This window comes from Corallococcus macrosporus (genome assembly GCF_017302985.1).
GTDB classification, from domain to species: domain Bacteria; phylum Myxococcota; class Myxococcia; order Myxococcales; family Myxococcaceae; genus Corallococcus; species Corallococcus macrosporus_A.
Window position 1 is genome coordinate 2,519,214 of sequence record NZ_JAFIMU010000007.1, and the last position, 26,007, is coordinate 2,545,220.

Genomic DNA, 26,007 nt, shown 5'->3' on the forward strand with positions numbered 1-26,007 from the left:
GTTGGACCCGCCTTCTCACCACGGCAGCGTGGGCACCTCCACGTCCTGCACGTCGGCGGTGCCCACCGTCACGTCCTGGCGGTACGACAGCCAGCGTCCCTCACGTTCTCGCAACACGAGAAGCGTGTAGGGCCCGGGAGGCAGGTGGGGCCAGCCATCTCCGTTATTTCGGTCCGGCATGAGCGCCTGTTCGTGCAGCCACGTCACCTGGGCCTCCGTGCTGGACTCCGGCGGCGCGGGGACGCGGCCGGGGAGGAGGAAGGCCGTGCCCTGCATTCCGCGCTCGCCCCAGCGCAGCTTCAGCTCGGTGCCCTTCGTCGTCACCGGCAGCTCCAGCCGGGTGACGCGTCGCGGCTCGACGTGGACCATGCGGGGCAGGACGGTGAAGTGCCGGGCGTTCCCCGTGAACCGCACCAGGTAGTCCCCCGGGTCCAGGCCGCGGAAGCTGGCCACGCCGTTGCGCGAGACGACGATGTTCAGCATCTCCTGCTCCTCCTTCGCGATGGCGGTCAGGGAGGCGGTCACGGGCTGGCCCTGTTCGTCCTTCACCAGGACCTCCAGGCGCGTGTCGGACGGCAGGCGCAGCTCGAGCGTGTCCTCGGTGGGGCCCAGCGTGCGCTCCAGGGACGCGTGCTCCGCCTCCTGCACGGTGAGCACGTACGGCCGGGCCTCCACGGCGGGCAGCTGGAAGGTGCCGTCCCGGGCGGTGAAGACGTCCGCGAAGGAGCTGGCGTGCTCCGCGTTGGCCACGTCCTCTTGAGGCAGCGCCAGGGAGACGGACACGCCGCCCAGCGGCGTGCCGGTGCCGTCGTCCACCACGCGGCCCTTGATGACGCGGCCCGGGTCCACGCGCACGGTGCCCAGGTCCACGTCGCGGCCCGCGGGGACGTCCACGTCGCGCTGGGTGAGGGCGTGGCCGGGCACCTCGAAGGTGAGGTGCTGGGGGCCGGGCTCGTCCACGAAGACGGTGAAGGCGCCCTTCGGGTCGCGCACCGCTTCGTCGTTCACGGTGAAGCGGGTGATGGGCGTGCCGTCGTGCCTCGCCAGCCGGCCGGTGACGCGGCCCTGGAAGGCCAGGACGATGCGCACGTCCATGTTCCCCGCGCGGGCGGTGACCTTGGGGGCCTCCTGGTCCTCCAGCCACTGGTGGATGCGTTCGGTCAGCTCCTCGGGGGTTTCGTCTTCCGGGCGCTCGGTGGAGTCTTCATCGGCGGTGTCCTTCGCGGGGGGCCTGGGCTGGGCGTAGCCGGGCTTCACCGCCTCCAGCTCGTAGTCCCAGTCGCGCGCCAGCGGCTCCAGGACGAAGCGGCCGTCGGGGTCCGTCTTGGTGGAGAGCGGCGAGAACGAGCGGCCGCCGCTGGCCTCGTCCTCCTTGGCCGTGGCGTGCACGGCGACGTTCGCCAGGGGCCGGCCCTCCGTGTCCACGACGATGCCGCCCATCCGGCCATCCAGGTCCATGCGCAGCGCCAGCTCCACGGTCTCCGAGCCGCGCAGCACCACGCGGTCGGGCATGAGGCGCTCGTAGCCGCCCTGGTTGGCGCGCATCCACACGGTGAAGGTGCCCGGCGGCAGGCCCTGGAGGGTGAAGCGGCCGTCCTCTCCCGTGGAGCCCGCGAAGGTGTTGCGTTCGGGGATGACCACCGCCTCGTCCGAATCCTCGTCGGAGGGCGCTTCGTCCGCGTCCTGCTTCACCAGCGTGACGTCCACCTCGTTGACGGGCGTGCCCCGGGAGCTGGTCACGGTGCCGCGCACCGTGGCGCCCGCGTCCAGGACCAGCTTCAGGCCGGACGTGGGGGCGCGGACCTGGAGCCTGCGCGGCAGGTAGCCCTCGGCTTCGACGGTGAGGGTGCCGGAGAGGGGCTGGGCCACCTTGATGGCGAAGTGGCCCTGCGCGTCGGAGGTGGCGTCGAAGGTGAAGGGCGCCTCGCGGGGCGGGTGCATCATGATGAACATGCGCGCCATCACGGGCGGAGGTGCGCCTTCCGGGCGCTTCTGCTTCGGTGGATGCAGTGACAGGGAGACGTCCGCCAGCGGCTTGCCCGCGGTGTCGGTGACGTGGCCCTCCACGAGGAGGGCGGGGGTGAGGACGAACTCCAGCGGAGGCCCCCCGGCGGCCACGGCGCGGGTCGCGGAGAGGTCCAGCATCCGGTCCGCCTCCACCCGGAAGGAGTAGGTGCCGGCCTTGAAGGGGCCCAGGCGCGCGCGGCCGTCCGCTTCGGTGGTGCCGAGCGGCTGGAAGATGCCCGAGCCGTAGCGCTCGGTGATGTCGGTCTGGAGGTCGGCGTTCACCTCCGCGTTGGCCACGGGGTTGCCGGCGGCGTCGCGCACGGTGGCCTCGACGTAGAAGGACGTGCCCAGGCGCAGCGTCACCCGGGCCTCGCGCTGCTCCTCGGTGAGCTTCACCGCTTCGTGCGCCTGGAGGCCGCCCTGCTCCGCCTCCACGGTGTAGTCGCCGGGGGCCAGGCCGTCGAAGGTGAAGCGCCCCTGGGCGTCGGTGGTGGCGACGCGGTCGCCGTCGGCTTCCGTGACGGTGGCGCCCGCGACGGGCTGCTCGCCGTCCACCACGGTGCCCACGATACGCCGGGGGGCGAACATCACCACGTCCTCCGGCATGGGGCCCGTGGCCAGCTCCTGCTCCCACACGGGGAGCCGCCCCGGGTGGAAGGCGAGGAGGCCGTAGGCGTCCGAGTCCGGCAGGGGGCCCACGGAGAAGCGGCCGTCGGTGCCGGTGCGCGTCTCGAAGTAGCGCGCCGTGGCCGTGTGCAGCACGGTGACCTGGACGTTGGCGAGCGGGGCGCCGTCCTCGTCCACCGCGCGGCCGGAGATGGGCTGGGAGGGCTCCAGCTCCAGCGTCACGTCCTGGGTGCCGGTGACGACGTCCTCCTGGATGCCGGCGCCGCGCGGGCCCAGGGCCCAGAGGGTGACCGTGCCCCCGGGCAGGCCCTCCAGGGTGAAGGTGCCGTCCTGGGCGGAGGTGGTGCGCGACAGGACGAAGGCCCCGCCCCGGTGGGCCTCCACCAGCTCCTGGACCCAGCGGAAGGCGGAGAGGGAGTCGCAGTCCTCCGACGCCAGGGAGACCCCGGGCCGGTCCGTGTCGCAGGGCAGCTCCGTCAGCGTCTCCCCGGGCAGGCCCACGGAGGCGGAGACCTCGATGCCGGCGACGGGGTGGCCCTGGAGGTCGACGACGCGGCCCCGGACCTGGAGGGCGCCCTGGGGCGGCGCGGGCGGGGTGGCGGGCAGCTGCCGTCGCCCGGTGCGGGGGGCCGCCGGGGGTGTGGGGGCGGGGGACGTGGGGCGCAGCCACCAGAAGGCCCCGGCTCCGATGAGGAGCAGCAGCACGACTCCTCCGATGACTCCCGCCGACGGCTTCCGCATGGCGCCCCTCCAGGTGGGCCACTGTAGCAGGGGGAAAAAAGCGGGCCCCAAACCAAGGATTTTTCCGGCCGACGTATTGGAGTCAGGTGGGGATGCTGGGGGCAGAGCCGCCGGGGTCCAAGGGCCCGGGACGCAGAGCGGACCGGGCGGAGGGGGAAAGGGTTTCGGGGGTCGATCTTCCGGGACTCAAGGTTTTCGGCAGTCGACGTCTAAAAGGAAAAGCAGGACGGACGCGGAGCTTTGGGGGCCGCATCCGGATGAGGGGGACCCCTCGGGGGAGGGGTTGAGTTACTGGGAGCGCGTCGAGGGGGCGCGCTCCCAGTATTTTTTTGTGCGCCCGACTTCGGCGCTTCGCCGCTGCCTAGCCGCTGGAGACCACCCGCAGGGGTTGGGCTGCTTCGCGGGGGGGCTTCGTGGCGCCGGGCAGCTCCAGGACGTGGGCGCCTTCGGCTTCGAAGTGCTCGCGCAGCCACGGGTGGCAGGTGAAGGCGATGACCTGGTGGGCTTCCGCCAGCCTCGCGAAGAGCCGCACCGCGCCCCGGGCCCGCTCCGGATCGAAGTTCACCAGCACGTCGTCCGTGATGAGCGGCAGCGCGCCCCGCGTCTCTCCGAAGTCGCGGATGACGGCCAGCCGGAACGCGAGGAACAGTTGCTCGCGCGTGCCCCGGGACAGCTGCTCCGCGCTCCAGTCCCTGGCACCGTCGCTCACGCGCAGCTCGCGCGCGTCCCCCGCCGGGATGAAGACGCGGCGGTAGCGTCCCGCCGTCAGCTCGGAGAACAGCTCGCTCGCCAGTTGGATGACGCGGGGCTGCTGCTCCTCCTCGAACCTCCGGCGCGCGCGGCCCAGCAACGCCAGCGTCAACCGGTCCGCCGCGTAGCGCGTGGCCAGCTCCGCGGCCTTCGCGCGCAGCGTCTCCTCCTGGATGCGCAGCCGTGACACGCGGTCGTCGTTCTCCCACTGCGACAGCTGCGTCTTCAGGCTGCCCTGCTCCGTGAGCACGGCCTTGTGCCGCTCGCCCTCGGCCTTGTACCGCTCGCGCAGCGTGGCGAGCTGGTCCTTCAGGCCCGCCTCGCCTCCCGCCGCGTGCACCTCCTCGCGCGCCGCGTTCTCGCCCATGCCGGTGAGGGCCTGCACCCGCTGGACGTGCTCGCGCACCCGCGACGTCAGCTCCGCGTACCGGCGTGCCTGCACCGCGCGGCGGCGGAAGGTGGCCTCGTCCTGGCAACCGCCTTCCGCGAGCAGCGCCTCCCACGCCTGGTCCTCGTCCAGCACCAGTTGGTCCAGCCGCGCCTTCTCCGCCAGCAGCTCCCCGCGCTGACCGTCCAGGTGGCGTTGATCCGCCGCCCGCGAGCGCACCTCCTCCAGCGCCACGGACACCCGCGCGGCCACCGTCTCCGCGGGTCCCGGAGGCAGGCCCGCGGCCCGCGCCTCCTGGAGCAGCCGCGCCGTCACCGCGTCACACGCGGCCTCCGCGACCGTGAACTCCTCTTCGTCCGTGCGCAGGTCCAGGAGCCGCTGCCGCAGCGCCGCGGCGTCGCGCCACAGCGTCAGCGCCGAGGCCGCGGACAGGGCCTCCGGGAAGCGGCGCGCGACGAGGAAGGCCACCCACTCCTCGCGCAGCACCTCCTCGCGTTGATCCGCGCGCAGCCGCGCCTCCTCCACGCGCTGGTCCTCGCGCACCGCCGCGTCCCAGGCCGCGCGCAGCGTGTCCTCTTCCCTGAGCAGCAGCTCCCGCCGCTCCGCCTGCGTCAGCAGCTCCGCGAGCAGCACCTCCTGCGCGGCCAGGTCCGCCAGCGACGCGCCCGGAGAGAGTCCCGCCGCGCCGGACGCGTGCAGCAGCTCCCGCTGGAGCAGCTCCTCGCGCGCGCACATCGCCGCCTGCACCGAGCGGAAGCGCTCCTCCTCCTGCTGCCGCCAGCGATGCCGCGCCGCCTGCGCCTCCAGGCTCGCGTGCCGCGCCGTCTCCACGCGATGGCGCACGAGCAGCAGCAGGCCCACCAGCATCATCCCGCCCACCATGCACAGCATGCCCACCGTGAGGTTCGCGACCCACGCCGCGAGCAGCGAGAACCCCATCGCCACGACCGCCGCGGCCACCACCCAGGACAGCGGCAACAGCGAGCGCAGCGGCACCGCGTCGGTGGGCGCCCGCACGCCGTCCATCTGCCGGCGCTGGTCCATGCGCTGCTCGGCCAGCCGCTCCAGGTCGCCGCGTACCGCGCGCATCCGCCCCACCGCCGCCTGCCGCTGACGCACCTGCGCGGGGCGCTCCTCCGGCAGGGACTCCACCTCCGTTTGTACTCGCGCGAGCGCCGTCTCCAGTCGCGCCCGCTCCTCGCGCGTGCGCGCCTGTTCCACCTCCACCTGCGCGAGCGCCGCGTCCGCCGCGTCCAGCCTCGCCGCCAGCGACTCCAGCTCGCCGCGCGCCCGCGCGCCCAGGTCCAGCGCGAGCAGCCCGCCCGCGTCCACCGCGAGGCCCAGCTCCTCCAGCGACTGCTCCAATTGACGCCGCCGCGACAGGAGCGACGCCCTGCGCGCGGGCAGGGCCCGCAGTTGTTCCGAGTGCCCGGAGTACGTGGCCAGCGCCGTGCGCAGGGACTCGGCGCGCTCGCGCACGGGCCATGGGGCCGCCAGCCGCTCCCGCGTTTCTTCGATGGGCGCCAGCCGCTCATGCAGCTGCGCCTGCTGCGCCCGGTACGTCTTGCGCCGCTGGAGCACGTCCTCCAGCCGCGTCTCCGCGCCCGGCGGGAAGGTGTCCAGCACCGGCAGCGTGGCCAGCTCCGCCCGGTCGCGCGCGAGCACCGCCAGGTCCCCCAGCGCGGACTCCAGCCGCGCGGCGTGGTCCAGCGCGTGCTCCGCCTGCTTGCGCGCCACCTCCAGCGCGTGCCCCTCCGCGATGCGCTCCGCCAGCCGGTCGCGCGTGGAGAAGTAGAGCGCGGGCCGATCTCCCGCCTCGCGCAGCGCCTGCTGCACGTCCTCCAGTTCCTTCATCACGCGGTTCAGCTCGGGCTTCTGGCCTCGTGGCGCGTAGAGCCCTTCCGCGTCCTTACGCAGCCGCTCCACCGCTTCGGGCAGCCGCCGCGCGCCCTGCATGCCCGCGGCGAACAGCGCTTCCGATACGCCGCGCTGCTGCGCGAGCCGCTGGAAGGAGGACAGCTCGTCCAGGCGGAAGGCGAACACCTCGAAGAACAGCTCGCGCGGCACGTCCGCCAGCGCCTGGTCCAGCAGCGTCTCCGGCAGCGGCTGCCCGTCCGGGCCGCGCACCGTGAGCGTCCCCTCCGACGCGCGCTTCCCTCCGTGGCGGTGCACCACCAGCGGGCCGGACGCCGTCTCCAGCCACAGCTCGCCGCCGAAGAGCGCGCCCTCCGGTTCGTAGCGCTCCGGCTGGCCGCGCTTCTCGAAGCCGAACAGCACGCCGCGCAGGAACGCGAGCAGCGTGCTCTTGCCGGCCTCGTTGGGGCCGTACAGCAGCGTGAGCCCCGGCCCCGGCGTGCCCGAGTACCCCCGGAAGTGCCCGAAGCCGTCCACCTGGAAGCGGTTGATGCGCAGGCCCGGCTTCATGATGCCTCCTCGTGGAGCTGCTCCACGCCGCGCTGTCCCGCCTGCGCCACCAGCTCCGGCCGGGGCGTCTCCAGCGCATCCACGCCCAGCCGCTTGAGCCGCTGCCCCAGCGTCGTCAGGTCCTCGTCGTCCCACAGCGACGCGAGCGCCGCGTCGTCGTGCGACAGCGCCTGCGCTTCGTCCAGCAGCGTGCCCAGGAAGCCGCCCCCGGAGCGCACCGCCTCCAGGTCCACCTCTGGCCGGCTGCCGTCCTTCAGCGACTCCAGCAGCACCGGCGGGTGCGCCCGCGCCAGGCGCTCGCGCAGGTCCGCTTCCAGTTGACCGCGCGCCCCGGGACGCGCGAGCTCCCGGTGCAGCGGACCGCGTCCGGCCAGCGTGAGGCGCACCGCGTGCCCGTCGAAGTCCTCCGCGCAGCGCGACTCCACCACCTCCGTGGCCACCGCCTGGAGCATGTCCAGCGACGTGACACCCGCGAGCGGCACGTCCAGCCGGTGCCAGCGCACGCGGTCCACCGGCACGAACCTGCGGCGCGCGACGCCGTCCTCCACGTCCACCACCACGCAGCCGCGCTCGCCCGTCTCGTGGACGTGCCGGCCCTGCGGGTTGCCCGGGTACACCGCCACGCCGCCGCCGGGCAGCAGGTGCTCCGCGCGCGTGTGCACGTGGCCCAGGGCCCAGTAGTCCAGCCCGCCCGCCGCCAGGTCCGCGGCCGTGCAGGGCGCGTAGTTCGCGTGGCCCGCGTCACCGCCCAGGTTCGCGTGCAACAGGCCCACGCTGAAGTGCTCGCCGGTGCGGCGGAAGCGCGCGGACAGGTTCTCGCGCACCTCCACGTCCGGATAGGACACGCCCTGCACGTGGCACAGCCTGCGGCCCTCGCGCCGCACCTCCACGTCCTCCCACTCCGGGCCGAACACCTTCACCGACGAGGGCAGCCCCAGTGTGCCGGTGTCGCCGCTCAGCGGATCATGGTTGCCGTGGACGATGAAGGTCTGGATGCCCGCGCGGTCCAGCCTTGCCAGCTCCGTGCGCAGCGCCAGCCGGGCGCGCACCGAGCGGTCCTTCACGTCGAACAGATCCCCGGCCAGGAGGAGGAACGTCACGCGCTCCCGCAGACACACGTCCACGATGCGCGCGAGGGCATGGAAGGTGGACTGCTGGAAGCGCTCCAGGAGCGGGCCGTGCGTGGCCACGCCTCGGAACGGCGTGTCCAGGTGGAGATCCGCGGCGTGCACGAAGGAGAAGCGCATCGTGCGGGCAACGTACCCGAGTCCCGCCGTCTACCCGACTTTCCCACCCCGAAGGGTGATGCACCGGTGGACACAGAGGACGTCCTGGGGTCGCACGCGGAGTCCACCGCGCGAAACCCGGCACGTTGGGGGCGCGGGCGTCCCGGTCAGGGTCCGCCCGCGCCGTCCCGAGGTGCCGGTGCATCGAGGCCTAGCGGGTGGTCTCGTTGCCCGAGCCGCCCATGTCGCCGCCCGTGCCGCTGCCGGTGGTGTTGTTGCCACCGGACGAGCCCATGTCGCTGCCGGAGCCGCTCGTGTCGGAGCCTGGCGTCATGGATCCGCCCGTGGTGCTGCCCGAGCCGCCGGAGCCCTCCATGCCGGAGCCCTCCATGCCGGAGCCCTCCATGCCGGAGCCGCCCATCGAGCCACCCGAGCCACCCGTGCCCGCGTCACCGCCCGAGCCGCCGGTTCCCTGGTCCATCGTGGAGCCCGTGCCCGCGCCGGAGCTGCCGCCCGAACCCACGCCCTGTTCACCCGACATGCCGGAGCCGGAGCCGCCGGTTCCCTGTCCGCTCTCGGAGCCGCTCGTGCCGCCCTGCTGCGAGGCGCCGGAGCCCCCCATGCCTTCCTGCGAACGGTCACGGCTCTGACAACCCGTCAGCGTCATCGCACCCGCCACCGCGCCCAGCACCAGCCATTGCGCAAAGCCCTTCATGTCGAACCCCCGTGTTGGTTGTGACGAACCCAAGGCTGGGGGTGCGACAGCGTGGGAGCATCGTCCGCGGGCTCATCGTGAGCGGGCCGCCCGTCCCACGGGCCAAGGGGTGGGCGCTCGACAGGCCGCACGCCGGAGCGCGGCTTCTCAGGCCTCTCGCCGCAGCACGAGCAGCGCGTACTCCAGGCCGCCGTCGAGCAGGCCCTGCTGCAGCCACAGGTGCTCGCGCCGCGACTCCGCGCGCACGGCGTTGAGCGCGGCGCGCAGGCTGCGTGCGTCGGCGGGGCCCCGGTCCAGGTGCTCGTGGACGAGCAGCTCCGAGCTCAGCGTCCAGAAGCCCACCGCCCTCGCGGACACGTCGTCATGGGCCTCCAGCTCCAGGCCCGCCGCGTGCGCGTCGGCGAGGAACGCGCTCACGCTGCCCAGTTGCTTGCGCCACGCGTCCTCGGACGGGTGCAAGGCATTGCGGCGCACCCAGAAGCAGTCCGCGACGGCCAGCACCCCGCCGGGCTTGAGCCGCGCGTGCACGCCGCGCAGCCAGTCCGCGCGGGGCAGGGCGCAGGTGTTCTCCACGGCGATGACGGCGTCGTAGCACTCGCGATGCCGGGGCGGCTCGCCGGTGCACAGCTTGGGCTGCACGTTCGCGCCCATGCCCGCCTCGTGCACGAACCGGCGCACCTGCTCCAGGTGCGTGGGCACCGTCACCATCGCGGTCACCCGCGCGTGGTGCTCCTGGGCCCAGTACAGCGCGCTGCCGCCCAGGACGCTGCCCGCGTCCAGCACGTCGCCGCCGCCGGCGAACGGGCCCATGGCGCGCGCCAGCTCCGCGAGCAGCGCTTCCTGCGAGCCGCGCAGGCGCTCGCGCAGCTCCGGCGCCGGCGTGCCGGGCGGAGGCAGCCGGTCCACCAGCCCCGTGTGGCAGTACACCCGGGGCCCGGGGCCCTGGCGGGCCAGGCCGCGCGCGGCGAGGGACTCGTGGTAGGTCCACACGTCCACGGGCGTGAGCAGCGACGGGCCCGTGCTGGACGGCACCGCTGCTTCATTCGCTTCCCGCGAGCGCGTCAGGGACGGGGACGGGGGCGGGATGGAGGCGCTCAGGGGCTTCATTGGTACTCCCGGGGCAGCAGGATGCGGAGCAGGGCGCCGCCGCCCGGTCCGTTGTTCCGGTGCAGCAGGCCGCCGCTGGCGCGCAGCAGGCACTCGCTGGTGTAGAGACCCAGTCCCGTGCCCTGGGACTTGGTCGTGTAGAGCTCCTCCGCGGGCGCGTTGAGGCGCTCCGGAGGGAAGCCGGGACCGTCGTCCTCGATGAGCACTTCCAGGCGCCCGCTGAGCGGCTCGGTGCGCGCACGGATGTAGACACGGGACGCGCCCTGTTCGCCATTGCCCTCGCAGGCGTTGACGACCAGGTTCTCCACCACCCGGCGCAGCGTGAGCGGACCGCCGCGCAAGAGCGCGCGAGGCGGCCCCGGCGGCTCCAGCTCCACGTGGATGTCCACGTACGGAAAGCGCAGCGACACCTGGGCCTGCACGGACTCCAGCACCAGCCCCAGGTCCACGGCCTCCGGCTCCGTGCCGGCGAAGCGGCGGCTCTTGGCGCGCACCTCCTTCACCATCTCCTGGAGCTGCCGCAGGCTGTCCTGGAGCTGGCGCGCCTGGTCCTCGAAGCCGTTGCGCGCGAGCAGGCCGCGCTGCGTGCCGAACGCCTTCATCATGTCCGCGGCGGTGCCGGCCTCGTGCAGCGCCTGGTCCATGACCTGGTGGTGGCCGAGGATTTCCGCCATCGCCTGGGTGAGGCGGCCCACGTCGCGCTCCTGCTGCTCCACCAGTTGCGCGTGCACGGCGGCGCGCAGGCGCTCCGCGTCCGCGCGGGCGCGGTCGTAGCGCACGGCGAGCGCGCCCAGGTACAGCTCCCCCATCAGCGCGGCGGGGCCCACGACGGCGAAGAGGACCGCGTGCTGGAAGCTCCGCCCCAGGAGCAGCGCGCCCAGCAGGGCCGCGAGCGTGCCCACCGCGAGGAAGGGCTCGCGCCACGTGACGCGGTAGCGGCGGCCGTGCACGGCGGTGGTGCCGATGAGCAGCACGCCGAAGACGAGCGCCCCGGGCAGCTCCGCGAGCGCCATGAGGCTCGCGAGGAAGAAGTGCAGGAGCGCCAGGCCCGGCAGCCACGCGAGCCAGCCCCCCGCGGCCACGCGTCTGCGGCGCGCGTGCACCCAGGCGAAGGCGACGCGGTGGATGGCGCACGGCAGGAAGCACGCGAGCGCGGGCGTGAGGGGCACGGCGAGGAAGGCGTGCACGCCGGGCGCCCACGCGACGACGCCCACGAGCGCCGAGCCCCGCAGGAGGAAGCCCGCGAGCGGACGCACGCGCAGCGAGGCGAGGAGCCGGCCCGCGTCCTGGGCGCGCATCCAGCGCCGGAAGGCGGCCACGCCACGGCACGAGGACACGGGCGGGGACTTCATGCGCGCGCTCCGGTGCACGGCGGCAACGCGGCGGCGTGGGCATGGCGATGCCTGGACGGACGCGGGTCTCCGCGATGTGGACGCATGCTGGTCAACCCCCCGGCACCAGGCACAGCCCTCGACAGGGGGAAGCAAAAGGCGCCGGGGACCTCCCGGTCAAACGCGGGGGCCCGGACACTGTTGGCCAGTCCGCTGGCCCTGGCTTCCAGGCCAGGAGGGAGCGCGGCCCGGTGGAATCCCCCTGTCCGGCGCGACAGTGCTTGGGCGGTCACACGGGGCGCGATAGAGGGGCGCCCCATGCGTGACAGAATCCAGTCGGTCTTGCGGCAGCTGGTTCAGGTTCCGGAGTTGGAAGTGCGGTGGCTGCACACGGTGTCGCTGCTGGAGTTCATTGGAGCGCGGAAGATTTCGCGCACGGTGGCGGACCGGCATCCGTCGCTGGAGGTGCTGGGGCACCTGGCGGACGAGACGCGCCACGCGTTCACGTTCAAGCGGCTGGCCTGTGAAGTGGCGGGCCGCGAGGACGTGACGGAGTTCCTGAGCGTGGGCGCGGCGTCCGCGTGGTTCCAGTCGTTGGACCGGCAGCTGGCGGAGTGGGTGACGGGGGTGACGGGGACGGCGGACGTGTACCTGCACTACCTGCTCACGACGGCGGTGGTGGAGCGCCGGGCGATGGTGCTCTACCCGCTCTACAAGGCGGCCACGAAGCACGCGGTGGTGCGCGAGGAGCTGGGGCGCGTGGTGGTGGAGGAGCAGTCCCACCGCCGAGCCATCGAGGACGCCTGTCAGCAGCGCCTGGAGAAGGCGGGCGTGACGCTGGAGCCCGCGCTCGCGCTGGAGGAGCGCCTGTTCGAAACGTTCCTCACCCAGTTGGAGAAGGACGTGGCCCAGGCGCTCGCGGGAGCCCAGGCGGCCTGAGCCGTCAGTCTTCGTCCGGCGAGGGTTCTTCCCCGTCGCCGGACGCGCTGGACAGCTCCAGCTTGCTTCCCGTCCACGTCGCCTGGAGGTTCCTGGCCCGGCGCGCGCGCTTGCGGCTCAGCTCCACGCCCACCGCGTCCAGGCCCAGCGCGTTGGCCACCGCGAGCGCGGTGCCGTGGCCGCAGAACGGGTCCACCACCGTGCGCGTGCGCGTCTGCTCCAGGATGAAGCGGCACGCCACCAGGCACGCGTTGAGCCCCATGCCTCGCGTCCACGTCACCTCGCCGGGATCCGGCAACACGTCCGCCGTGGATTTCCCCGCGTCCGCCTTCAGCCCCCGGCTGAAACACAGCAGGTGCGAGTACGCCGGCCTCCCGAACGTCACCGTCCCCGGCGTCCGGCGGCACACCACCTTGTGCCAGAGCGTGTCGAAGCCCTCCGCCTCCGCCGCCTTCGACACCAGGTAGCCCTTGTCCACCCAGGCCCCGTCCTTCTTCACGTCGGACTGGTAGAACACCGCCACCCCGTCCGGCGGCACCCGCGACAACACCTTCGCCGCCGCCCCCACGAACCAGTCCTTCCACTGGGGCACCGTGAGCGACGGGAACTCGGAGACGTCCGGCAGGGACGCCACCACCGAACATCCGTCCAGCACCGGCCGCGCCTCCAGCCACGCGAGCGCGTCCTCGCAGTACACCGTGCGCTTCGCTCCCGCCGTCCCGCTGCGTCCATCCGTCATGACGCCCCCGAGTCTGCCGCAAAGCGCCCACCCGCTCCCACCCCTCATTCCCACCCGGCGCCCCCACCCACCAGGACCGCCCGCCCTTCATCCCTCCAGACAACCCCCGAGCCTGTGGACGGCGCCGCCCCTGTCATGGCTTGCTACGCTTTCCCCTGAAGCCACGACTTCCAGCTGTTCCCCTCTCGAAGGAAGACCCCCATGCCCACGACGAACGCGACGGATGGCACACCCCTGCACTACCGGGTTCTGGGGGACGGTCCTCGCGACGTGGTGCTGGTGCATGGGTGGATGGTGTCCGGCGCGGTGTGGGACCCGATGCTGGAGAAGCTGGACATGACGGGCCTGCGGCTGCTGGTCCTGGATCACCGGGGCACCGGGCCGTCCGGGCGGCCGGCGTCGGGGTACTCGCTGGAGCAGTACGCGAAGGACGTGCTGGCGGTGGCGGACCACGCGAAGGCGCAGCGCTTCACGCTGGTGGGCCACAGCATGGGCGGGCAGATCTGCAAGTGGGTGGCGGCGGAGGCGCCCGCGCGCGTCAGCGGCCTGGTGCTGCTCAACACGGTGCCCGCGTCGGGGCTGCCGCTGCCTCCGGACGCGGCGGGCCTGTTCCGCACCTCCGCGGGGGACCGCGAGAAGCAGAAGACCATCCTGGGCCTGGCGTGCAAGCAGCTGTCGCCGGAGTCGCTGGAGGTCCTGCTGAAGGACTCGGGCTCGGTGGGCAAGGACGCCATCGAGCAGTGCTTCGACTCCTGGACGGCGGGCGGCTTCGCGCACCGGCTGTCCGCCATCACGGCGCCCACGCTGGTGGTGGCCACGGATGATCCGTTCCTGCCGCCGGTGTTCCTCAAGCAGGCGGTGGTGGGGCTCATCCAGAACGCGCGCCTGACGCACCTGCCGGGGCCGGGGCACTACCCCCAGGTGGAGCGTCCGGCGGAGACGGCGGCGCTGCTGTCGGCGTTCCTCGCGGGCAACGCCGCGCAGGCCTGAAGGAGGACGTGACATGGCCTGGGGTATGTCCTTCGAGCGCGACGCCGAGCACGACGTCGTCACCGCCAGCTTCACCGACTGCATCCTGGTGACGGATGAAGACGTGAATCGCTGGGGGCGCGAGGTGGAGGAGCAGTTCGCGAAGTTCAACGGCCGGGTGGACCTGCTCATCAACCTGGACGGGCTCGTCGTCCGTCACACCGCGGGGCGCACCTTCGGCAAGGTCCGCCGCGAGGTGCTGGAGCGCAACACGCACCGCTCGTACCGCTACGGCGGCGACGAGATGACGCTCACGTTCATCAACACCAGCGGCGCCATCCACGGCGCGGCGGTGAACCACTTCCCCACGCGCGAGGCCGCCCTGGCGGCCCTGCTCGCCGAGCGCGAGGCCCTGCGCAAGCGCGGCTTCACGCCCTTCCTGCCGGGCGTCGTCAACACCAAGCGCTGAAGGACGGCGCTACACGCCGGCGAACCACTCGTAGCCGCGGTCCTCCCAGGTGCCCCCCGTGGCCTCCGGGAGGAAGCGCACGGTGGTGAGGTACTTCACCATCTTGTAGCCCAGCTTCACGCCCGAATAGAGGCGCAGGGGCGCGCCGTGGCCGGGGATGAGCGGCGCGCCGTTCATGCCGTACGCGAGCACGGTCTGCGGGTGCAGCGCGCTCGGCGCGTCCCAGGAGGAGTGATAGTCCTGGTCGAACGAGCGGAACTCCACGAAGCCCGCGCGAGGGTCGGCACCCACGGCCCGCGCCAGGTCGCTGACGCGCACGCCGTGCCATGACGCCACCGCGCTCCAGCCCTCCACGCAGTGGTGGCGGATCCGGTAGTCGGTCCGGGGCAACTGGCGCAGCTCCTCCAGCGAGAAGGAGCGCGGCCGGGCCACGAGCCCCCCGACCTCCAGGCGCCAGCCCGCGGGGGCCAGCGGCACGGTGTCGGAGAGGAAGTAGTGGGGGAAGTCGCCGGGCGGGGTGAGCTGGTCGACGGGCTCCTCGGGGGCGAGCCGGGTGGGGCTGAAGAGGGCGGACTGGGCGCGCTGGTTGAAGCGGTCCATGGCGCCGAGGAAGCCCGCGCGCGGGCGCTGGGAGTCGCAGGCGCTGGTGGCGAGCGCGGCGGCGCCCAGCAGGACGCGGCGGCGGGTGAGGACGCGCTCAGACATCGGGCTTCCTCCCGCCGGTGATCATCTCTCCGAAGGTGCGCGGGTGCAGGGCGACGAGGACGACGTGGCCCACGGTGAAGAGGGCCAGCAGCGCGAGCATCAGCAGGTGGATGAAGCGCGCGGGGTCGTAGCCGCCGAGGAGGGCCGTGAGCCCGTGGAGCTGCACGGGCTTGTAGAGGACGAGGCCGGACAGGACGGACAGCGCGCCCATGACGAGGGCCGCCGTGTACGCCAGCCGCTGGAGCCCGTTGTAGAGGCCCGCCTGCGCGGGCGCGGGGCGCAGCCGCAGGTAGTACGCGAGCGTGGCCACGGCATCGCGGGTGTCACGGCGTGGGAGGAACATGCGGCGGCGCCACTCGCCGCTGAGCGCGAGGTAGAGCACGTAGACCAGCCCGTTGAGCGCCAGGAACCAGCCGAACGCGAAGTGCCAGCTCCGCGCACCCGCGAGCCAGTCCCCCAGGCGAAGCCACGACGGCGGCATGGCGTCCTGGAAGGGATAGAGCGCGAACGGCCGGCCGCGAGGCCCCATGCGCGGATACGCGACGAGGATCTGCAACCCGCTGGCCGCGAGGATGGCGAGCAGCGGCACGTTGGCCCAGTGGGCGAGCCGGATGGGCCAGGGCTGGGGACGGCGTGGCTCGGGCGTCTGCACGCGGCGCAGCCCAGCACCGCGATGGGGCCCGGGACCATGCGGCGGGAGGACGGCGCGAACGCTCGGGAGAGGACTTCGCCCACGGGTCGCAGGGGATTGGCGGGCACTGCACGGCGTGCCGGGCACACATGGCCTCGGGGCCCCGTGGATTGGACGCCTGGGAGTGACCCGGTATCGTTCCTGTTCCCGTCCGCCTTCCCCGAGGATGCCGTGACCCTGAAGCCCGCCAATGCATTGCTCCTCGTGGGGGCGTTGCTGTCGACCCTGTCCGGTTGCGTGGAGGATGAGCCCTTCTTCACGGCGCCGTTGGCGGGAGGCGCGCGGGTCGTCGCCGTGCTGCCTCGCTCGTCGGACGCCGTCGTGGTGACGGCCTCGGTGACGCATGCTTCCGGCGCCACGGAATCGAAGGCGCTGACGCCTCGAACGGATCCGGATGGCGGCGTCGCGTGGTCCACCGTCGTGAAGCCGGAGTCCCCTGAGGAAGAACTCCAGCTGGCCGTGGACGCCGTGAACGGCGCGGACGCCGTCGTGGGCACCCTGAGCCTGGACGCCGGCGTGAAGCTGCCGCTGTACGAAGAAGCGCTCGTGGTCGTGGTGCCGCTGCCCGAGACCGGCCTGCCGGGACTGGCCAACCACGCGCCGCGCATCCGCGAAGTGCGCGCGCCGAGCAGCATCGTGGCGCCGGGCGACACCGTGCGGTTGAGCGCGCAGGCCAGCGACCTGGAAGGCGATGCGCTCACCTACGCCTGGACCGCTTCCTCCGGGACGCTCGACTGCGTGGACGCGGCCTGTTCGTGGACGGCGGCGACTCCGGAGCCTGATGCCGGCGTCGACCTGGAGTTCGCCCATGACGCGTTGATCCGCCTGAGCGTCACGGATGCCCAGGGCGCGGAGTCCTCGCTCCAGTTCCGCATCGGCGTGGGCACCGCGCGCGCTCCGCCGACGCTGGCCTACACGCGGTTCAACCGCTCGCCCGTGACGTCCGCGGCCGGAGCGCCCCAGCCGGTGCGCCTCAACGCGCCCTTCCAGGTCCAGGCGACGGTGACGGACGAGGACGGCCCCGGAGACGTGCTGACGTACGCCTGGACCGCGACGTGTGAGGGCACCTTCCTGGACGCCACCGCCGCCCAGCCCGTCTTCACGCCGACGGCGGCGCCGCCGGAGTGTGGCTGCCAGTTGAAGGGCGCCGTGAAGGACAGCTCCGGCGGAAGCGCCGAGCAGGTCGTGAACCTGTGCGTGCGGGCGGAAGCGCCGCCCGTCATCGACGACACCTCGCAGTCCGCCCCGTCCGCGCTCGCGGGTGACCGCGTGACGTTCACCGCGAAGGCCACGGATCCGCGCGGCGAGGCGATGACGTTCGCATGGACGTCGAACGCGGGCGCGCTCGGCACGGCGGTGGGTGACGGCACGACGAGCTCGGTGGACTGGACGGAGCTCACCTGCCTTCCGGCGGACGTCACGCCCACCGTGGTGCTGCTGGTGACGAACGCCTCGGGCGCGAGCACGCAGCATTCCTTCACCGTGACGTGGTCGGGCCGGCGCTGTGGCCCGGGAGAGACGCCCTGCGCCATCACCCTGTCACCGGGGCAGGTGACGCTGCGCGAGGACTGCGTGGTCCAGAGCGCGGTGTTCATCCCGGATGGCCTCACGTTCAACGGTGGCGGGCACACGCTGACCGCGTCCGAGGACGGGGCTGGGACGAACTTCAAGGGCGCCGTGCTGCGCAACCGGGGCGCGGTGGCGAACGTGCGCGACGTGACCGTGACGGCACGGAACATTTCGGACGTGTGTGACGGGGACACGGACCGGCTGCGCGGCATCCTGCTGGAGGGCGCGAGCGGCACCATCGAGGACACGGTGGTGGAGGGCCTGAATCAGGCCAACAACGCCAGCGGATGCCAGGAGGGCTTCGCCATCGACGTGCGCAACAGCGCGGCGGGCGCCACGCCGGTGTCGGTGGTCCTCCGGGGCAACCAGTTGACGGGCTACCAGAAGGCGGGCGTGGTGATGCTGGGGCGCGTGGTGGCGACGGTGGAGGACAACGTCATCGACGGCCTGGGCGTCACCGACCGCATCGCGCGCGTCGGCATCCAGCTGGCGCATGGGGTGTCCGGGCAGGTGCGGGGCAACCAGGTGAACAACAATGCGTACGCGTTCGAGCGCGACTCCGCCTCCGGCATCATGGTGCTGGGCGGCGCGTACTACGGCGCGGGGCGCGAGCTGTGCCACGACCTGCTCATCCAGGACAACGTGCTGACGGAGAACGACGTCGGCATCAACCTGCTGCAGGCGGTGGACTCGAACTTCACCCCTCCGGCCACGCCGCAGAACATCCAGGTGCTCGGCAACACGCTGAGCAAGGCGGACCTGACGGCCAGCTACCAGGCCGCCATCGCGGACAACGGCACCGCGAACCTCCTCAGCCGCAACCGGATCAGCGGTGACGGGTACGACCCGGACGTGTATCCGTCCAACGTGCTCGCCCTGGACGTGGCGACGCAGGGCGCGGAGCGTCAGGTGGGCTTCGCCACTCCCGCGCGGACGCTGGACGTGGGGACGTGCTCGGAGGTGCTGGCGGTGCAGGGCTGGGACCTGGCGGGCAACCTGGCCCCGCTGTCCGTGCCGGAGGTGACGCTGGCCGCGTCGGATCCGGGCGCGACGTTCCACCTGCTGCCGGACTGCTCGGATGCGCCCGTGACGGTGGTGAGCCTCAAGAACCCGCAGCGCGAGGGACTCTTCTACGTCAAGGCCGCGACCGCGGGCCCGCTGACCCTCACGGCGACGGGCGACGGCGCGAGCAAGACCCAGGAGCAGACGGTCCGCTGATCCGCGCGCGTGCTCCGCGTGCGCGTGCGGTCCCGACCCCCGGTCCGGGCGGACCTATCCGTAGCAGGATGTTCGCCTCGGCACGCGGGGCGCGGTAGACGGAGCGCGTGTACGGACGGGCGGTCATTTCCTGGGTGGGGCTCTGCCTCCTGTTGCTGCTTCCCGCGTGTACGCCGCGAGCCGCGAGGCCCGTCGTCGCGCCCGGAGGGCCGGAGGACCTGGCCTCTCAGTTCCTGGACGCGTGGGCTCGCAACGACGTGGCGGCCCAGCGCAAGGGGCTCCTGGACGCGCCCCCGGACTTCGACGCGCAGCATGCGCGGTGGCGGCAGGACCTGGGCGTCGTGGCCTCCCGCTTCGAGCAGCCCTCGCTCGAGTCCGATGACGGCGTCACGGCCGTCGTGCGGTTCCGGGGCGTGCACACGCTGCGGGGGCTGGGGGACTGGGAGGTGGAGTCCCGGCTGCGCTTCGAGCGCAGGAACTCGCGCTGGGGCCTGCGCTGGACGCCGGAGGTGCTCCATCCCGCCGCGCGGCCCGGAGATCGCTTCGGCCGCACCCGGAGCTGGGGCCCTCGCGGCGCGCTGCTCGACGCGGACGGGGACCCGCTCACCGTGCCCGGCGAGGTCATCCGCATCGGCGTGATGCCGGGCCGGGTGAAGGACCGCGCGGCCGTGGCCAGCGTGCTCCAGGCGCAGCTCGGGGTGGATCCATCGAGGGTGCTCTCCGCGCTCAACGCCGCGAGCGCGCAGCCGGAGCAGTTCGTCGCGTTCATCGACGTGCGCCCGGAGCGCTACCAGCAGGTGCGCGCCGTGCTCGCGCCGGTGCCCGGCATCTTCTTCCGCAAAAAGGCCGCGCGCCTCAGCCCCGCGGAGGGCTTCGCCGCGCACACCCTGGGACGCGTGGGCGACGCGACGGCGGAGGCGCTCCAGCTCCTGGGCCCGCTCTATCAGGCGGGGGACGTGGTGGGGCTGTCCGGCCTGGAGCGCGCGCAGGAGCGGGCGCTGGCGGGACGTCCGTCCGGCGAGGTGCGGCTCTCACACCGCTCGGGTGACAGCGAGGTGCTGCACCGCTTCGACGGCGAGCCGGGCCGCGACGTGCGCACCACGCTGCGGATGGACGTGCAGGCCGCGGCCGAGGCCGCGCTCATGGACGTCACCTGGCCCGCGGCACTGGTCGCGGTGGACACGTCGACGGGCGAGGTGCTCGCGGTGGCCAGCCGGCCGCTCGGGGAGGCGCTGCACCGCGCGCTGACGGGACGCTATCCGCCGGGCTCCACGTTCAAGATCGTCACGGCGGAGGCGCTGCTCGCGAGCGGCCTGAAGCCGGACTCCCGCGCGGACTGTCCCGTGGAGGTGACCGCGGGCCGCAAGCGCTTCCGCAACTTCGAGTCCGAGGTGCTGGGCACCACCACGCTGCGGCGCGTGTTCGCGCTGTCGTGCAACACCGCGTTCATCCAACTGGAGGCGAAGCTGGACCGGCGCGCGCTGGAGGACGCGGCCCGGCGCTTCGGCTTCGGCGTGGGCTACGACGTGGGCCTGCCCTCGCCGGGCGCCACCTTCCCCGAACCCCGCGACGACGCCGAGCACGCGGCGGCGGCCATGGGACAGGGCCGCGTGCTGGCCACGCCGCTGCACATGGCCACCGTCGCCGCGGCGGCGGACTCCGGCGTCTGGCACGCGCCGCGCCTGCTGGCGGACGCGCCCCCAGGTCCGGAGGCCCGGCTGAGCCCGGGGACCCCGAAGGCCCTCCGCGAGCTCATGCGCGCGGTGGTGACGGAGGGCACGGCGAAGTCCGCCGCCAGCCTCTCCGGGCTCATGGGCAAGACGGGCACGGCGGAGTTCGGCACGGCCGTGCCGCCCCAGACCCACGCGTGGTTCGTCGGGGTGCGCGGCGGCATCGGCTTCGCGGTGTTCGTGGAGGGCGGCGGTGTGGGAGGCCGCGTCGCCGTCCCGCTCGCGGCCCGCTTCCTCCAGGCGCTGGACGCGCCGGATGCAATCGCCCTGCCGCCGGGGCGTCTGTAGGCTCATGGTTGGGAGAGACTGGATGACCTGGAACCCGCTGCGCCTCTTGGGTGTGCTCGCTGTCGCCCTGCTGTTCGTCCCCGTCGCCGCGAGCGCCGCGACGAAGCCGCAGGAGCTGGACCGGCTGCTGACGCAGTACCACCAGTTGCGCATGTTCAACGGCGCGGCGCTCGTGGCCAACGAGAAGGGCGTCATCCTCAAGAAGGCCTACGGCTCCGCCAACTTCGAATGGAACGTGCCCAACACGCCGGACACGAAGTTCCGCATCGCGTCCGTGACGAAGCAGTTCACGGCCATGGTCATCCTCCAACTGGTCGCGGAGGGGAAGCTGAAGCTGGACGACACGCTGGTGTCGGCGCTGCCGGATTACCGCAAGGACACGGGCTCGCGCGTCACCCTCGCCCAACTGCTCAACCACACCTCCGGCATCCCCAGCTACACGGGCCATCCGGACTTCTTCGCCAAGGTGTCGCGCAACCCCTACTCCGTCGCGGACTTCGTGAAGCAGTTCGCCAGCGGTGACCTGGAGTTCGAGCCCGGCTCGAAGTTCGCCTACAACAACTCCGGCTACTTCCTGCTCGGCGCCATCATCGAGCGCGCCACCGGCAAGACGTACGCGCAGGCGGTGCAGGAGCGCATCTTCACGCCGCTGGGCATGAAGGACTCCGGCTACGACGTGTACGCCACCGTGCTGCCCAAGCGCGCCAGCGGCTACGAGCTGGAGCCGAAGGGCTACGTCAACGCGCCCTACCTGGACATGTCCCTGCCGTACGCCGCCGGGGCGCTGTACTCGACGGTGGAGGACCTGTACCGCTGGGACCGCGCGCTCTACGAGAACACGCTGCTGCCGGAGGCCCTCAAGCAGAAGATGTTCACGCCCGGCCTGGAGAACTACGGTTTCGGGGTCTTCATCGAGCCGCTGAAGCTGGATGACGGCAAGACGGAGCTGGCCACCATCCACCACAGCGGCGGCATCAACGGGTTCAGCACGCGCATCTACCGCGCGCCGGCCACCAGGGAGGTGGTCATCCTCCTGGACAACACGTCGCGCGGCGACGCGCTCAAGCCGCTGGCCGCCGGCCTCTTCAGCGTGCTCCACGGCATCCCGCCCAAGGCGCCCCGGCTGGGCGTCCGCGAGGTGCTGGTCTCTGCGCTCGACAAGGGGCCCATCGCGGACACCATCGCGCGCTACCGCGAGCTGAAGGCCACGAAGGCGGACGCGTATGACTTCTCCGCCGACCAGCTCAACAGCCTGGGCTACCGGCTGCTGCGCAACGGCCGCACCGCGGACGCCCTGGAAATCTTCAAGCTCAACGTGGAGATGTTCCCGAAGGTGGGCAACGTCTACGACAGCCTGGCGGAGGCGTACCTCGCGCAGGGCGACAAGGCGCAGGCGCGGGTGAACTATCGCAAGGCCGTGGAGCTGGATCCCGCCAACAAGAACGCCGCGTCCGCGCTACAAAAGCTGGAGGCACCGGCGGGCGCGCCCGCGTCCAAGGCCGTGCACCAGGGGTGAAGGCATGAAGCTCTATTTCAACCCGCGCAGCCGCGCGGTGATTGGCAAGTGGATGCTCGACGAGGCCGGGGTCGAGTACGAAATCGTCCCCATCGACCTGGACAAGCGGGAGCAGAAGTCGCCCGAGTACCTCCAGGTGAACCCCGCCGGGAAGCTGCCCGCGCTGGTGGACGGAGAGACGCGCGTGTTCGAGAACGCGGCCCTCTGTCTCTACATCGCGGACAAGTACCCGCAGGCCCGGCTGGCGCCGAAGCTGGATGCGCCGGAGCGCGGCCGGTACCTGTCGCTGGTGGTGTACTCGACGTCGCAGTTGGAGCCGTCCATGGCGGACCACATGGCGAAGCTCCCCACGCATCCGTCGCGCGGGTGGACGGAGTACTCGCAAGCCCTGGATGCCGTGGAGCGCGAGCTGGGGGATGGCCCCTACCTCTTCGGGGACTGGTTCACCGCCGCGGACGTGATGATCGGCTCCATGTTCATCTACCAGCGCATGCTCGGCGGTTCGACGGGACGGCCGAAGCTGGAGGCCTACGTGGACCGGCTCCAGGCCCGCCCCAAGGGCATGAAGCTGCGCTGAACTTCCCAAGCCTCAGGGCGCAGCGAAGCCCTGCGTGAGCCAGTCGATGAAGACGCGCACGCGCGGGGACAGCTGCCGGTTGCGCGGGTACATCAGGGACACGGGCGTGGGCGTCGGCGGGTACTGGGGCAGCACGGGCACCAGCGTGCCCCGCCCGAAGTCCTCCTCCAGGCGGTAGCGCGGCGCCTGGATGAGGCCCAGCCCCAGCCGCGCCGCCGCGACGAAGGTCTCCGCGCCGTTCACGCTCATGGTCGTGGGCAGCACGACGAGGCGGACCTCGCCGCCCACCGTGAACTCCAGCGGAATCAGGCTCCCCGTCGCGGACGAGCGGAAGCCCACCATGCGGTGCCCGCGCTGGAGCGCCTCGATGCTGTCCGGCACGCCGTGCCGCGCCAGGTAGGCCGGCGATGCGCACGTCACCTCCTCCAGCAGCGCCACCCTGCGGGCCACCATGTCGCTGTCCTTCAGCTCGCCCGCGCGCAGCACGCAGTCCACGCCCTCGCGCACCAGGTCCACGAACCGGTCGCCCTCGCTCATGTACAGCTCGATGCCCGGGTAGCGCTCCAGGAACTCCGGCAGCCGGGGCAGCACCACCCGGCGCGCCAGCGTCCCCTGCACCTCCACGCGCACCAGTCCCTTGGGCTGGCCTCCCGCGAACGCCGCGTCCGCCTCCTCCAGGTCCGCGAGCAGCGCCACGCAGCGCTGGTAGTACGCCTCACCGTCCAGCGTCGGGCTCACGTGGCGCGTGGTGCGCTGGAGCAGCCGCACCCCCAGCCGTCCCTCCAACTGCTTCACCGCGTCCGTCACCGACGAGCGCGGCAGCCCCAGGTCCTTCGCGGCCTGCGTGAAGCTCCGGCACTCCACGATGCGCGTGAAGGCCTTCATGGCGTCGAACCGGTCCATTGTCCGCCCTGTCGAACAGTGATGCCGGAACAAAGCCGATTATCCGAAGGGCGGAAAGGTCCATCTTGTCCTCACCCGGCGCGCCGATGACGGCGGCGGCGGACCTCCAGAGGAGAGACCCCATGACGACCCCCAACTCCCAGCAGCAGCAGAAGACGGCCCTCGTGACGGGCGCCTCGCGCGGCATCGGCGCCGCGGTGGCGGAGCGGCTGGCTCGCGACGGCTTCAACGTCCTCGTCAACTACGCGGGCAACCACGACGCGGCGCAAGCCGTGGTGCGCCGGATTGAAGCGGCCGGAGGCCGGGCCCTGGGCTTCCAGGCGGATGTCGCGGACGTCACCGCGTTCCCCCGGATGTTCGACGCGGCGGAAGCCACGTTCGGCGGCGGGGTGGACGTGCTGGTGAACAACGCCGGCATCGGGAAGTTCATCCGCTTCGCGGACTTCGACGACGCGCTGTTTGATCAGCACGTGGCCGTCAACATCAAGGGCACCTTCAACGGCCTGCGCGAAGCCGCGCGCCGCCTGCGGGACGGGGGCCGCGTCATCAACTTCTCCACCAGCGTCATCGGCCTGCGCATGGAGAACTACGGCGTCTACTCGGCCACCAAGGCCGCCGTGGAGACGATGACCGCCGTGCTGTCCAAGGAGCTGCGCGGCCGGAGCATCACGGTCAACTGCGTGGCGCCCGGCCCCACCGCCACGGAGCTCTTCTTCCACGGCAAGTCCGAGGAGCTGGTGGAGCGCATGGCGAAGCTCAACCCGCTGGAGCGGCTGGGCACGCCGGAGGACATCGCCGCGTCCGTCGCGTTCCTCGCGGGGCCGGAGGGTGGGTGGATCAACGGACAGGTGCTGCGCGCCAATGGCGGCATGGTCTGAAGCCCGGCGCGGGGGCAGGGGAGCGGGCGTCCCACGGGGCGTGTGTCGCGGTGAAAGCCCTCACCCTGGGTGGCTCCAGACAGAGGGCGTCCCCACCCTTGTGCCGTGAGCGACGCGACCTCAGGGACGAACAACGCATGGGAGGACCCCCGGCTGCGGGCGCTCGAGCAGCTGCTGGCCCTCCCCGCCGCCGAGCTGCGGCCCACGCTGGACCAGGCCGGGCAGCTCATCTCGGAAGTGCTGAACGCCGAAAAGGTGGACGTCTTCCTCATCGAGCACGGCACGCAGTGCCTTGTCGCGGTGGGCACGAGCCAGACGCCCATGGCCCGCCTGCAGAAGTCCCTGGGGCTGGACCGGCAGCCCCTGGCCAACGGCGGGCGCGCGGTCCAGGTGTATGAGACGGAGACGCCCTTCATCTCCGGCCGTGTGGAGGACGACCCGCTCGAGCTCCCCGGCATCAAGCAGCGGCTGGGGGTGCGCTCCACGCTGATGGCGCCCCTGCCCATCGGCATGGAGATGCGCGGGGTGCTGGGCGTGTCGTCCGCGCGCAACGACTTCTTCACGGACAACGACCTGCGCTTCCTCCAGGCCGCGGCGCGCTGGGTGGGCATGGTGGCCCACCGCGCGGAGCTGGTGCAGGAGCTGACGAAGCTGGCCGTGAAGCAGGCCCGCCGCAAGGCAGCGGAGGAGCTCATCACCGTGCTCGCGCACGACATGGCCAACTACCTCTTGCCGCTCCAGGCCCGCATCCAGCTCATCCACCGGCGGGCCGCGCGCAAGCAGGAGCCGGAGGACCTGCGCGACGCGGCGGGCGCGGCCGCGTCGCTGCGCTCGCTCACCCGGCTCATCAACGACCTGCTGGACGTGGGACGTCTGGACCAGGGCCTCTTCAGCCTGCGTGTCCAGCCGGTGGACCTGGCGGGGCTGGTGCGGGAGCTGGCCACCACCGCGAGCACGTCCGAGCACCCGGTGCACTTCGAGGGCCCCGAGGAGCTGGTGACCGTCGCCGACCCGGACCGCGTGCGGCAGGTGCTGGAGAACCTGGTGGCGAACGCGCTCAAGCACTCGCCGCCGGGACGGCCCGTGGACGTGAAGCTGGAGGCGCTGGCGCGGCCGGAGGGGCCGTGGGTGCGCGTGTCGGTGAGCGACCAGGGGCCGGGCATTCCCGCGGAGCTGGTGACCACGCTCTTCGAGCGCTTCATCCGGGGCCCGGGCTCCACGGGGCTGGGCATCGGCCTGCACCTCGCGCGGCGCATCGCCGAGGCGCATGGCGGCACGCTGGAGGTGGCCCAGACGTCGTCATCCGGCACGCGCTTCGAGCTGTCGCTGCCGGTGGCGGCCGGGTAGGGCCCCTCGCCGCACTGAAAAAGCATGGCGGGGGTGAGGGGAAAAAAGGGCCATTTCCGTTGAGGGGATGCAGGCGCGAAACCGGACGGCCCTCACGGCCGCCGGGCGCCCCCCTTTTTCGAGGAGCCGCTCCCATGTCGCCGTGCCCTCAAG

General features: G+C 72.5%; 19 protein-coding genes. 9 read left to right on the forward strand and 10 right to left on the reverse strand.

Features of this window, described 5'->3' with window-relative positions; translation table 11 throughout:
* Positions 1-15 precede the first annotated feature (15 nt).
* The 6 genes from JYK02_RS22800 to JYK02_RS22825 all read right to left on the reverse strand — a co-directional run bounded on the left by JYK02_RS22800 (position 16) and on the right by JYK02_RS22825 (position 11,337).
* Positions 16-3,375 (reverse strand): carboxypeptidase regulatory-like domain-containing protein, encoded by a 3,360-nt coding sequence (locus JYK02_RS22800; RefSeq protein ID WP_207053986.1) that lies wholly within the window; start codon positions 3,373-3,375, stop codon positions 16-18.
* Positions 3,376-3,736: 361 nt separating this feature from the next.
* A complete protein-coding gene (locus tag JYK02_RS22805) occupies positions 3,737-6,937 on the reverse strand; it encodes an AAA family ATPase (protein ID WP_207053989.1) in 3,201 nt (1,066 codons plus the stop codon).
* The gene (locus JYK02_RS22810; RefSeq protein WP_207053991.1) at positions 6,934-8,184 is read right to left on the reverse strand and encodes a metallophosphoesterase family protein; all 1,251 of its coding nucleotides are present in this window, start codon (positions 8,182-8,184) and stop codon (positions 6,934-6,936) included. Before JYK02_RS22810 ends, JYK02_RS22805 begins: the two co-directional genes overlap by 4 nt.
* 190 nt (positions 8,185-8,374) lie before the next feature.
* Positions 8,375-8,878 carry a hypothetical protein gene (locus JYK02_RS22815; protein WP_207053992.1) on the reverse strand — a complete coding sequence of 168 codons (504 nt, stop codon included), beginning with the start codon at positions 8,876-8,878 and terminating at the stop codon, positions 8,375-8,377.
* A gap of 147 nt (positions 8,879-9,025) precedes the next feature.
* Positions 9,026-9,985: an SAM-dependent methyltransferase gene (locus JYK02_RS22820; RefSeq protein ID WP_207053993.1), complete on the reverse strand. Its 960-nt coding sequence runs from the start codon at positions 9,983-9,985 to the stop codon at positions 9,026-9,028.
* Positions 9,982-11,337: a sensor histidine kinase gene (locus tag JYK02_RS22825; protein WP_207053994.1), complete on the reverse strand. Its 1,356-nt coding sequence runs from the start codon at positions 11,335-11,337 to the stop codon at positions 9,982-9,984. Before JYK02_RS22825 ends, JYK02_RS22820 begins: the two co-directional genes overlap by 4 nt.
* A 297-nt stretch (positions 11,338-11,634) precedes the next feature.
* On the opposite strand from JYK02_RS22825, the gene JYK02_RS22830 reads away from it, so the two are divergent.
* Entirely contained in the window at positions 11,635-12,255 is a 621-nt protein-coding gene (locus JYK02_RS22830; RefSeq protein WP_207053995.1) for a hypothetical protein, read from the forward strand.
* Positions 12,256-12,259: 4 nt separating this feature from the next.
* On the opposite strand, the gene JYK02_RS22835 is transcribed toward JYK02_RS22830, so the two are convergent.
* The gene (locus JYK02_RS22835) at positions 12,260-12,994 is read right to left on the reverse strand and encodes an SAM-dependent methyltransferase (RefSeq protein ID WP_207053996.1); all 735 of its coding nucleotides are present in this window, start codon (positions 12,992-12,994) and stop codon (positions 12,260-12,262) included.
* 201 nt (positions 12,995-13,195) lie between these two features.
* Here JYK02_RS22835 and JYK02_RS22840 point away from each other — a divergent pair, with 201 nt between their 5' ends.
* Both JYK02_RS22840 and JYK02_RS22845 read left to right on the forward strand, forming a co-directional pair.
* On the forward strand, positions 13,196-13,984 hold the full coding sequence (locus JYK02_RS22840) for an alpha/beta fold hydrolase (protein WP_207053997.1): 789 nt from the start codon (positions 13,196-13,198) through the stop codon (positions 13,982-13,984).
* A 13-nt stretch (positions 13,985-13,997) separates the two neighbouring features.
* Positions 13,998-14,432, forward strand: a complete 435-nt coding sequence (locus JYK02_RS22845) for a hypothetical protein (protein WP_207053998.1) — start codon at positions 13,998-14,000, stop codon at positions 14,430-14,432.
* Between the two features lie 9 nt (positions 14,433-14,441).
* Here JYK02_RS22845 and JYK02_RS22850 read toward each other — a convergent pair whose 3' ends face one another.
* Entirely contained in the window at positions 14,442-15,137 is a 696-nt protein-coding gene (locus tag JYK02_RS22850) for a molybdopterin-dependent oxidoreductase (protein ID WP_207054000.1), read from the reverse strand.
* Positions 15,130-15,789, reverse strand: a complete 660-nt coding sequence (locus tag JYK02_RS22855; RefSeq protein WP_207054002.1) for a cytochrome b/b6 domain-containing protein — start codon at positions 15,787-15,789, stop codon at positions 15,130-15,132. Before JYK02_RS22855 ends, JYK02_RS22850 begins: the two co-directional genes overlap by 8 nt.
* Before the next feature lie 210 nt (positions 15,790-15,999).
* On the opposite strand from JYK02_RS22855, the gene JYK02_RS22860 reads away from it, so the two are divergent.
* From JYK02_RS22860 to JYK02_RS22875, 4 genes are all read left to right on the forward strand, one after another.
* Positions 16,000-18,615, forward strand: a complete 2,616-nt coding sequence (locus JYK02_RS22860; protein WP_207054004.1) for a right-handed parallel beta-helix repeat-containing protein — start codon at positions 16,000-16,002, stop codon at positions 18,613-18,615.
* A 134-nt stretch (positions 18,616-18,749) separates the two neighbouring features.
* On the forward strand, positions 18,750-20,633 hold the full coding sequence (locus tag JYK02_RS22865) for a penicillin-binding transpeptidase domain-containing protein (RefSeq protein ID WP_347402553.1): 1,884 nt from the start codon (positions 18,750-18,752) through the stop codon (positions 20,631-20,633).
* A 22-nt stretch (positions 20,634-20,655) separates the two neighbouring features.
* Complete coding sequence (locus JYK02_RS22870; RefSeq protein WP_207054006.1) at positions 20,656-22,149, forward strand: serine hydrolase; 1,494 nt, start codon at positions 20,656-20,658, stop codon at positions 22,147-22,149.
* Positions 22,150-22,153: 4 nt separating this feature from the next.
* Complete coding sequence (locus tag JYK02_RS22875; protein ID WP_207054007.1) at positions 22,154-22,726, forward strand: glutathione S-transferase family protein; 573 nt, start codon at positions 22,154-22,156, stop codon at positions 22,724-22,726.
* Between the two features lie 12 nt (positions 22,727-22,738).
* On the opposite strand, the gene JYK02_RS22880 is transcribed toward JYK02_RS22875, so the two are convergent.
* The gene (locus JYK02_RS22880) at positions 22,739-23,629 is read right to left on the reverse strand and encodes a LysR family transcriptional regulator (RefSeq protein ID WP_207054008.1); all 891 of its coding nucleotides are present in this window, start codon (positions 23,627-23,629) and stop codon (positions 22,739-22,741) included.
* A 122-nt stretch (positions 23,630-23,751) separates the two neighbouring features.
* Between JYK02_RS22880 and JYK02_RS22885 the strand changes: the two genes are divergently transcribed.
* On the forward strand, positions 23,752-24,507 hold the full coding sequence (locus JYK02_RS22885) for an SDR family oxidoreductase (protein WP_207054009.1): 756 nt from the start codon (positions 23,752-23,754) through the stop codon (positions 24,505-24,507).
* Between the two features lie 105 nt (positions 24,508-24,612).
* Positions 24,613-25,854, forward strand: coding sequence for an ATP-binding protein (locus tag JYK02_RS22890; RefSeq protein WP_207054010.1), 1,242 nt, complete (start codon positions 24,613-24,615; stop codon positions 25,852-25,854).
* The last annotated feature ends 153 nt before the right edge of the window (positions 25,855-26,007 follow it).

Bases quoted from the DNA above. Each gene is read 5' to 3' on its own strand.
- JYK02_RS22835 (WP_207053996.1), bottom strand. From the start codon at position 12,994: ATGACGGATGGACGCAGCGGGACGGCGGGAGCGAAGCGCACGGTGTAC.
- JYK02_RS22830 (WP_207053995.1), top strand. From the start codon at position 11,635: ATGCGTGACAGAATCCAGTCGGTCTTGCGGCAGCTGGTTCAGGTTCCG.
- JYK02_RS22850 (WP_207054000.1), bottom strand. From the start codon at position 15,137: ATGTCTGAGCGCGTCCTCACCCGCCGCCGCGTCCTGCTGGGCGCCGCC.
- JYK02_RS22805 (WP_207053989.1), bottom strand. From the start codon at position 6,937: ATGAAGCCGGGCCTGCGCATCAACCGCTTCCAGGTGGACGGCTTCGGG.
- JYK02_RS22885 (WP_207054009.1), top strand. From the start codon at position 23,752: ATGACGACCCCCAACTCCCAGCAGCAGCAGAAGACGGCCCTCGTGACG.
- JYK02_RS22825 (WP_207053994.1), bottom strand. From the start codon at position 11,337: ATGAAGTCCCCGCCCGTGTCCTCGTGCCGTGGCGTGGCCGCCTTCCGG.
- JYK02_RS22880 (WP_207054008.1), bottom strand. From the start codon at position 23,629: ATGGACCGGTTCGACGCCATGAAGGCCTTCACGCGCATCGTGGAGTGC.
- JYK02_RS22870 (WP_207054006.1), top strand. From the start codon at position 20,656: ATGACCTGGAACCCGCTGCGCCTCTTGGGTGTGCTCGCTGTCGCCCTG.
- JYK02_RS22800 (WP_207053986.1), bottom strand. From the start codon at position 3,375: ATGCGGAAGCCGTCGGCGGGAGTCATCGGAGGAGTCGTGCTGCTGCTC.
- JYK02_RS22815 (WP_207053992.1), bottom strand. From the start codon at position 8,878: ATGAAGGGCTTTGCGCAATGGCTGGTGCTGGGCGCGGTGGCGGGTGCG.
- JYK02_RS22820 (WP_207053993.1), bottom strand. From the start codon at position 9,985: ATGAAGCCCCTGAGCGCCTCCATCCCGCCCCCGTCCCCGTCCCTGACG.
- JYK02_RS22845 (WP_207053998.1), top strand. From the start codon at position 13,998: ATGGCCTGGGGTATGTCCTTCGAGCGCGACGCCGAGCACGACGTCGTC.
- JYK02_RS22875 (WP_207054007.1), top strand. From the start codon at position 22,154: ATGAAGCTCTATTTCAACCCGCGCAGCCGCGCGGTGATTGGCAAGTGG.
- JYK02_RS22840 (WP_207053997.1), top strand. From the start codon at position 13,196: ATGCCCACGACGAACGCGACGGATGGCACACCCCTGCACTACCGGGTT.
- JYK02_RS22810 (WP_207053991.1), bottom strand. From the start codon at position 8,184: ATGCGCTTCTCCTTCGTGCACGCCGCGGATCTCCACCTGGACACGCCG.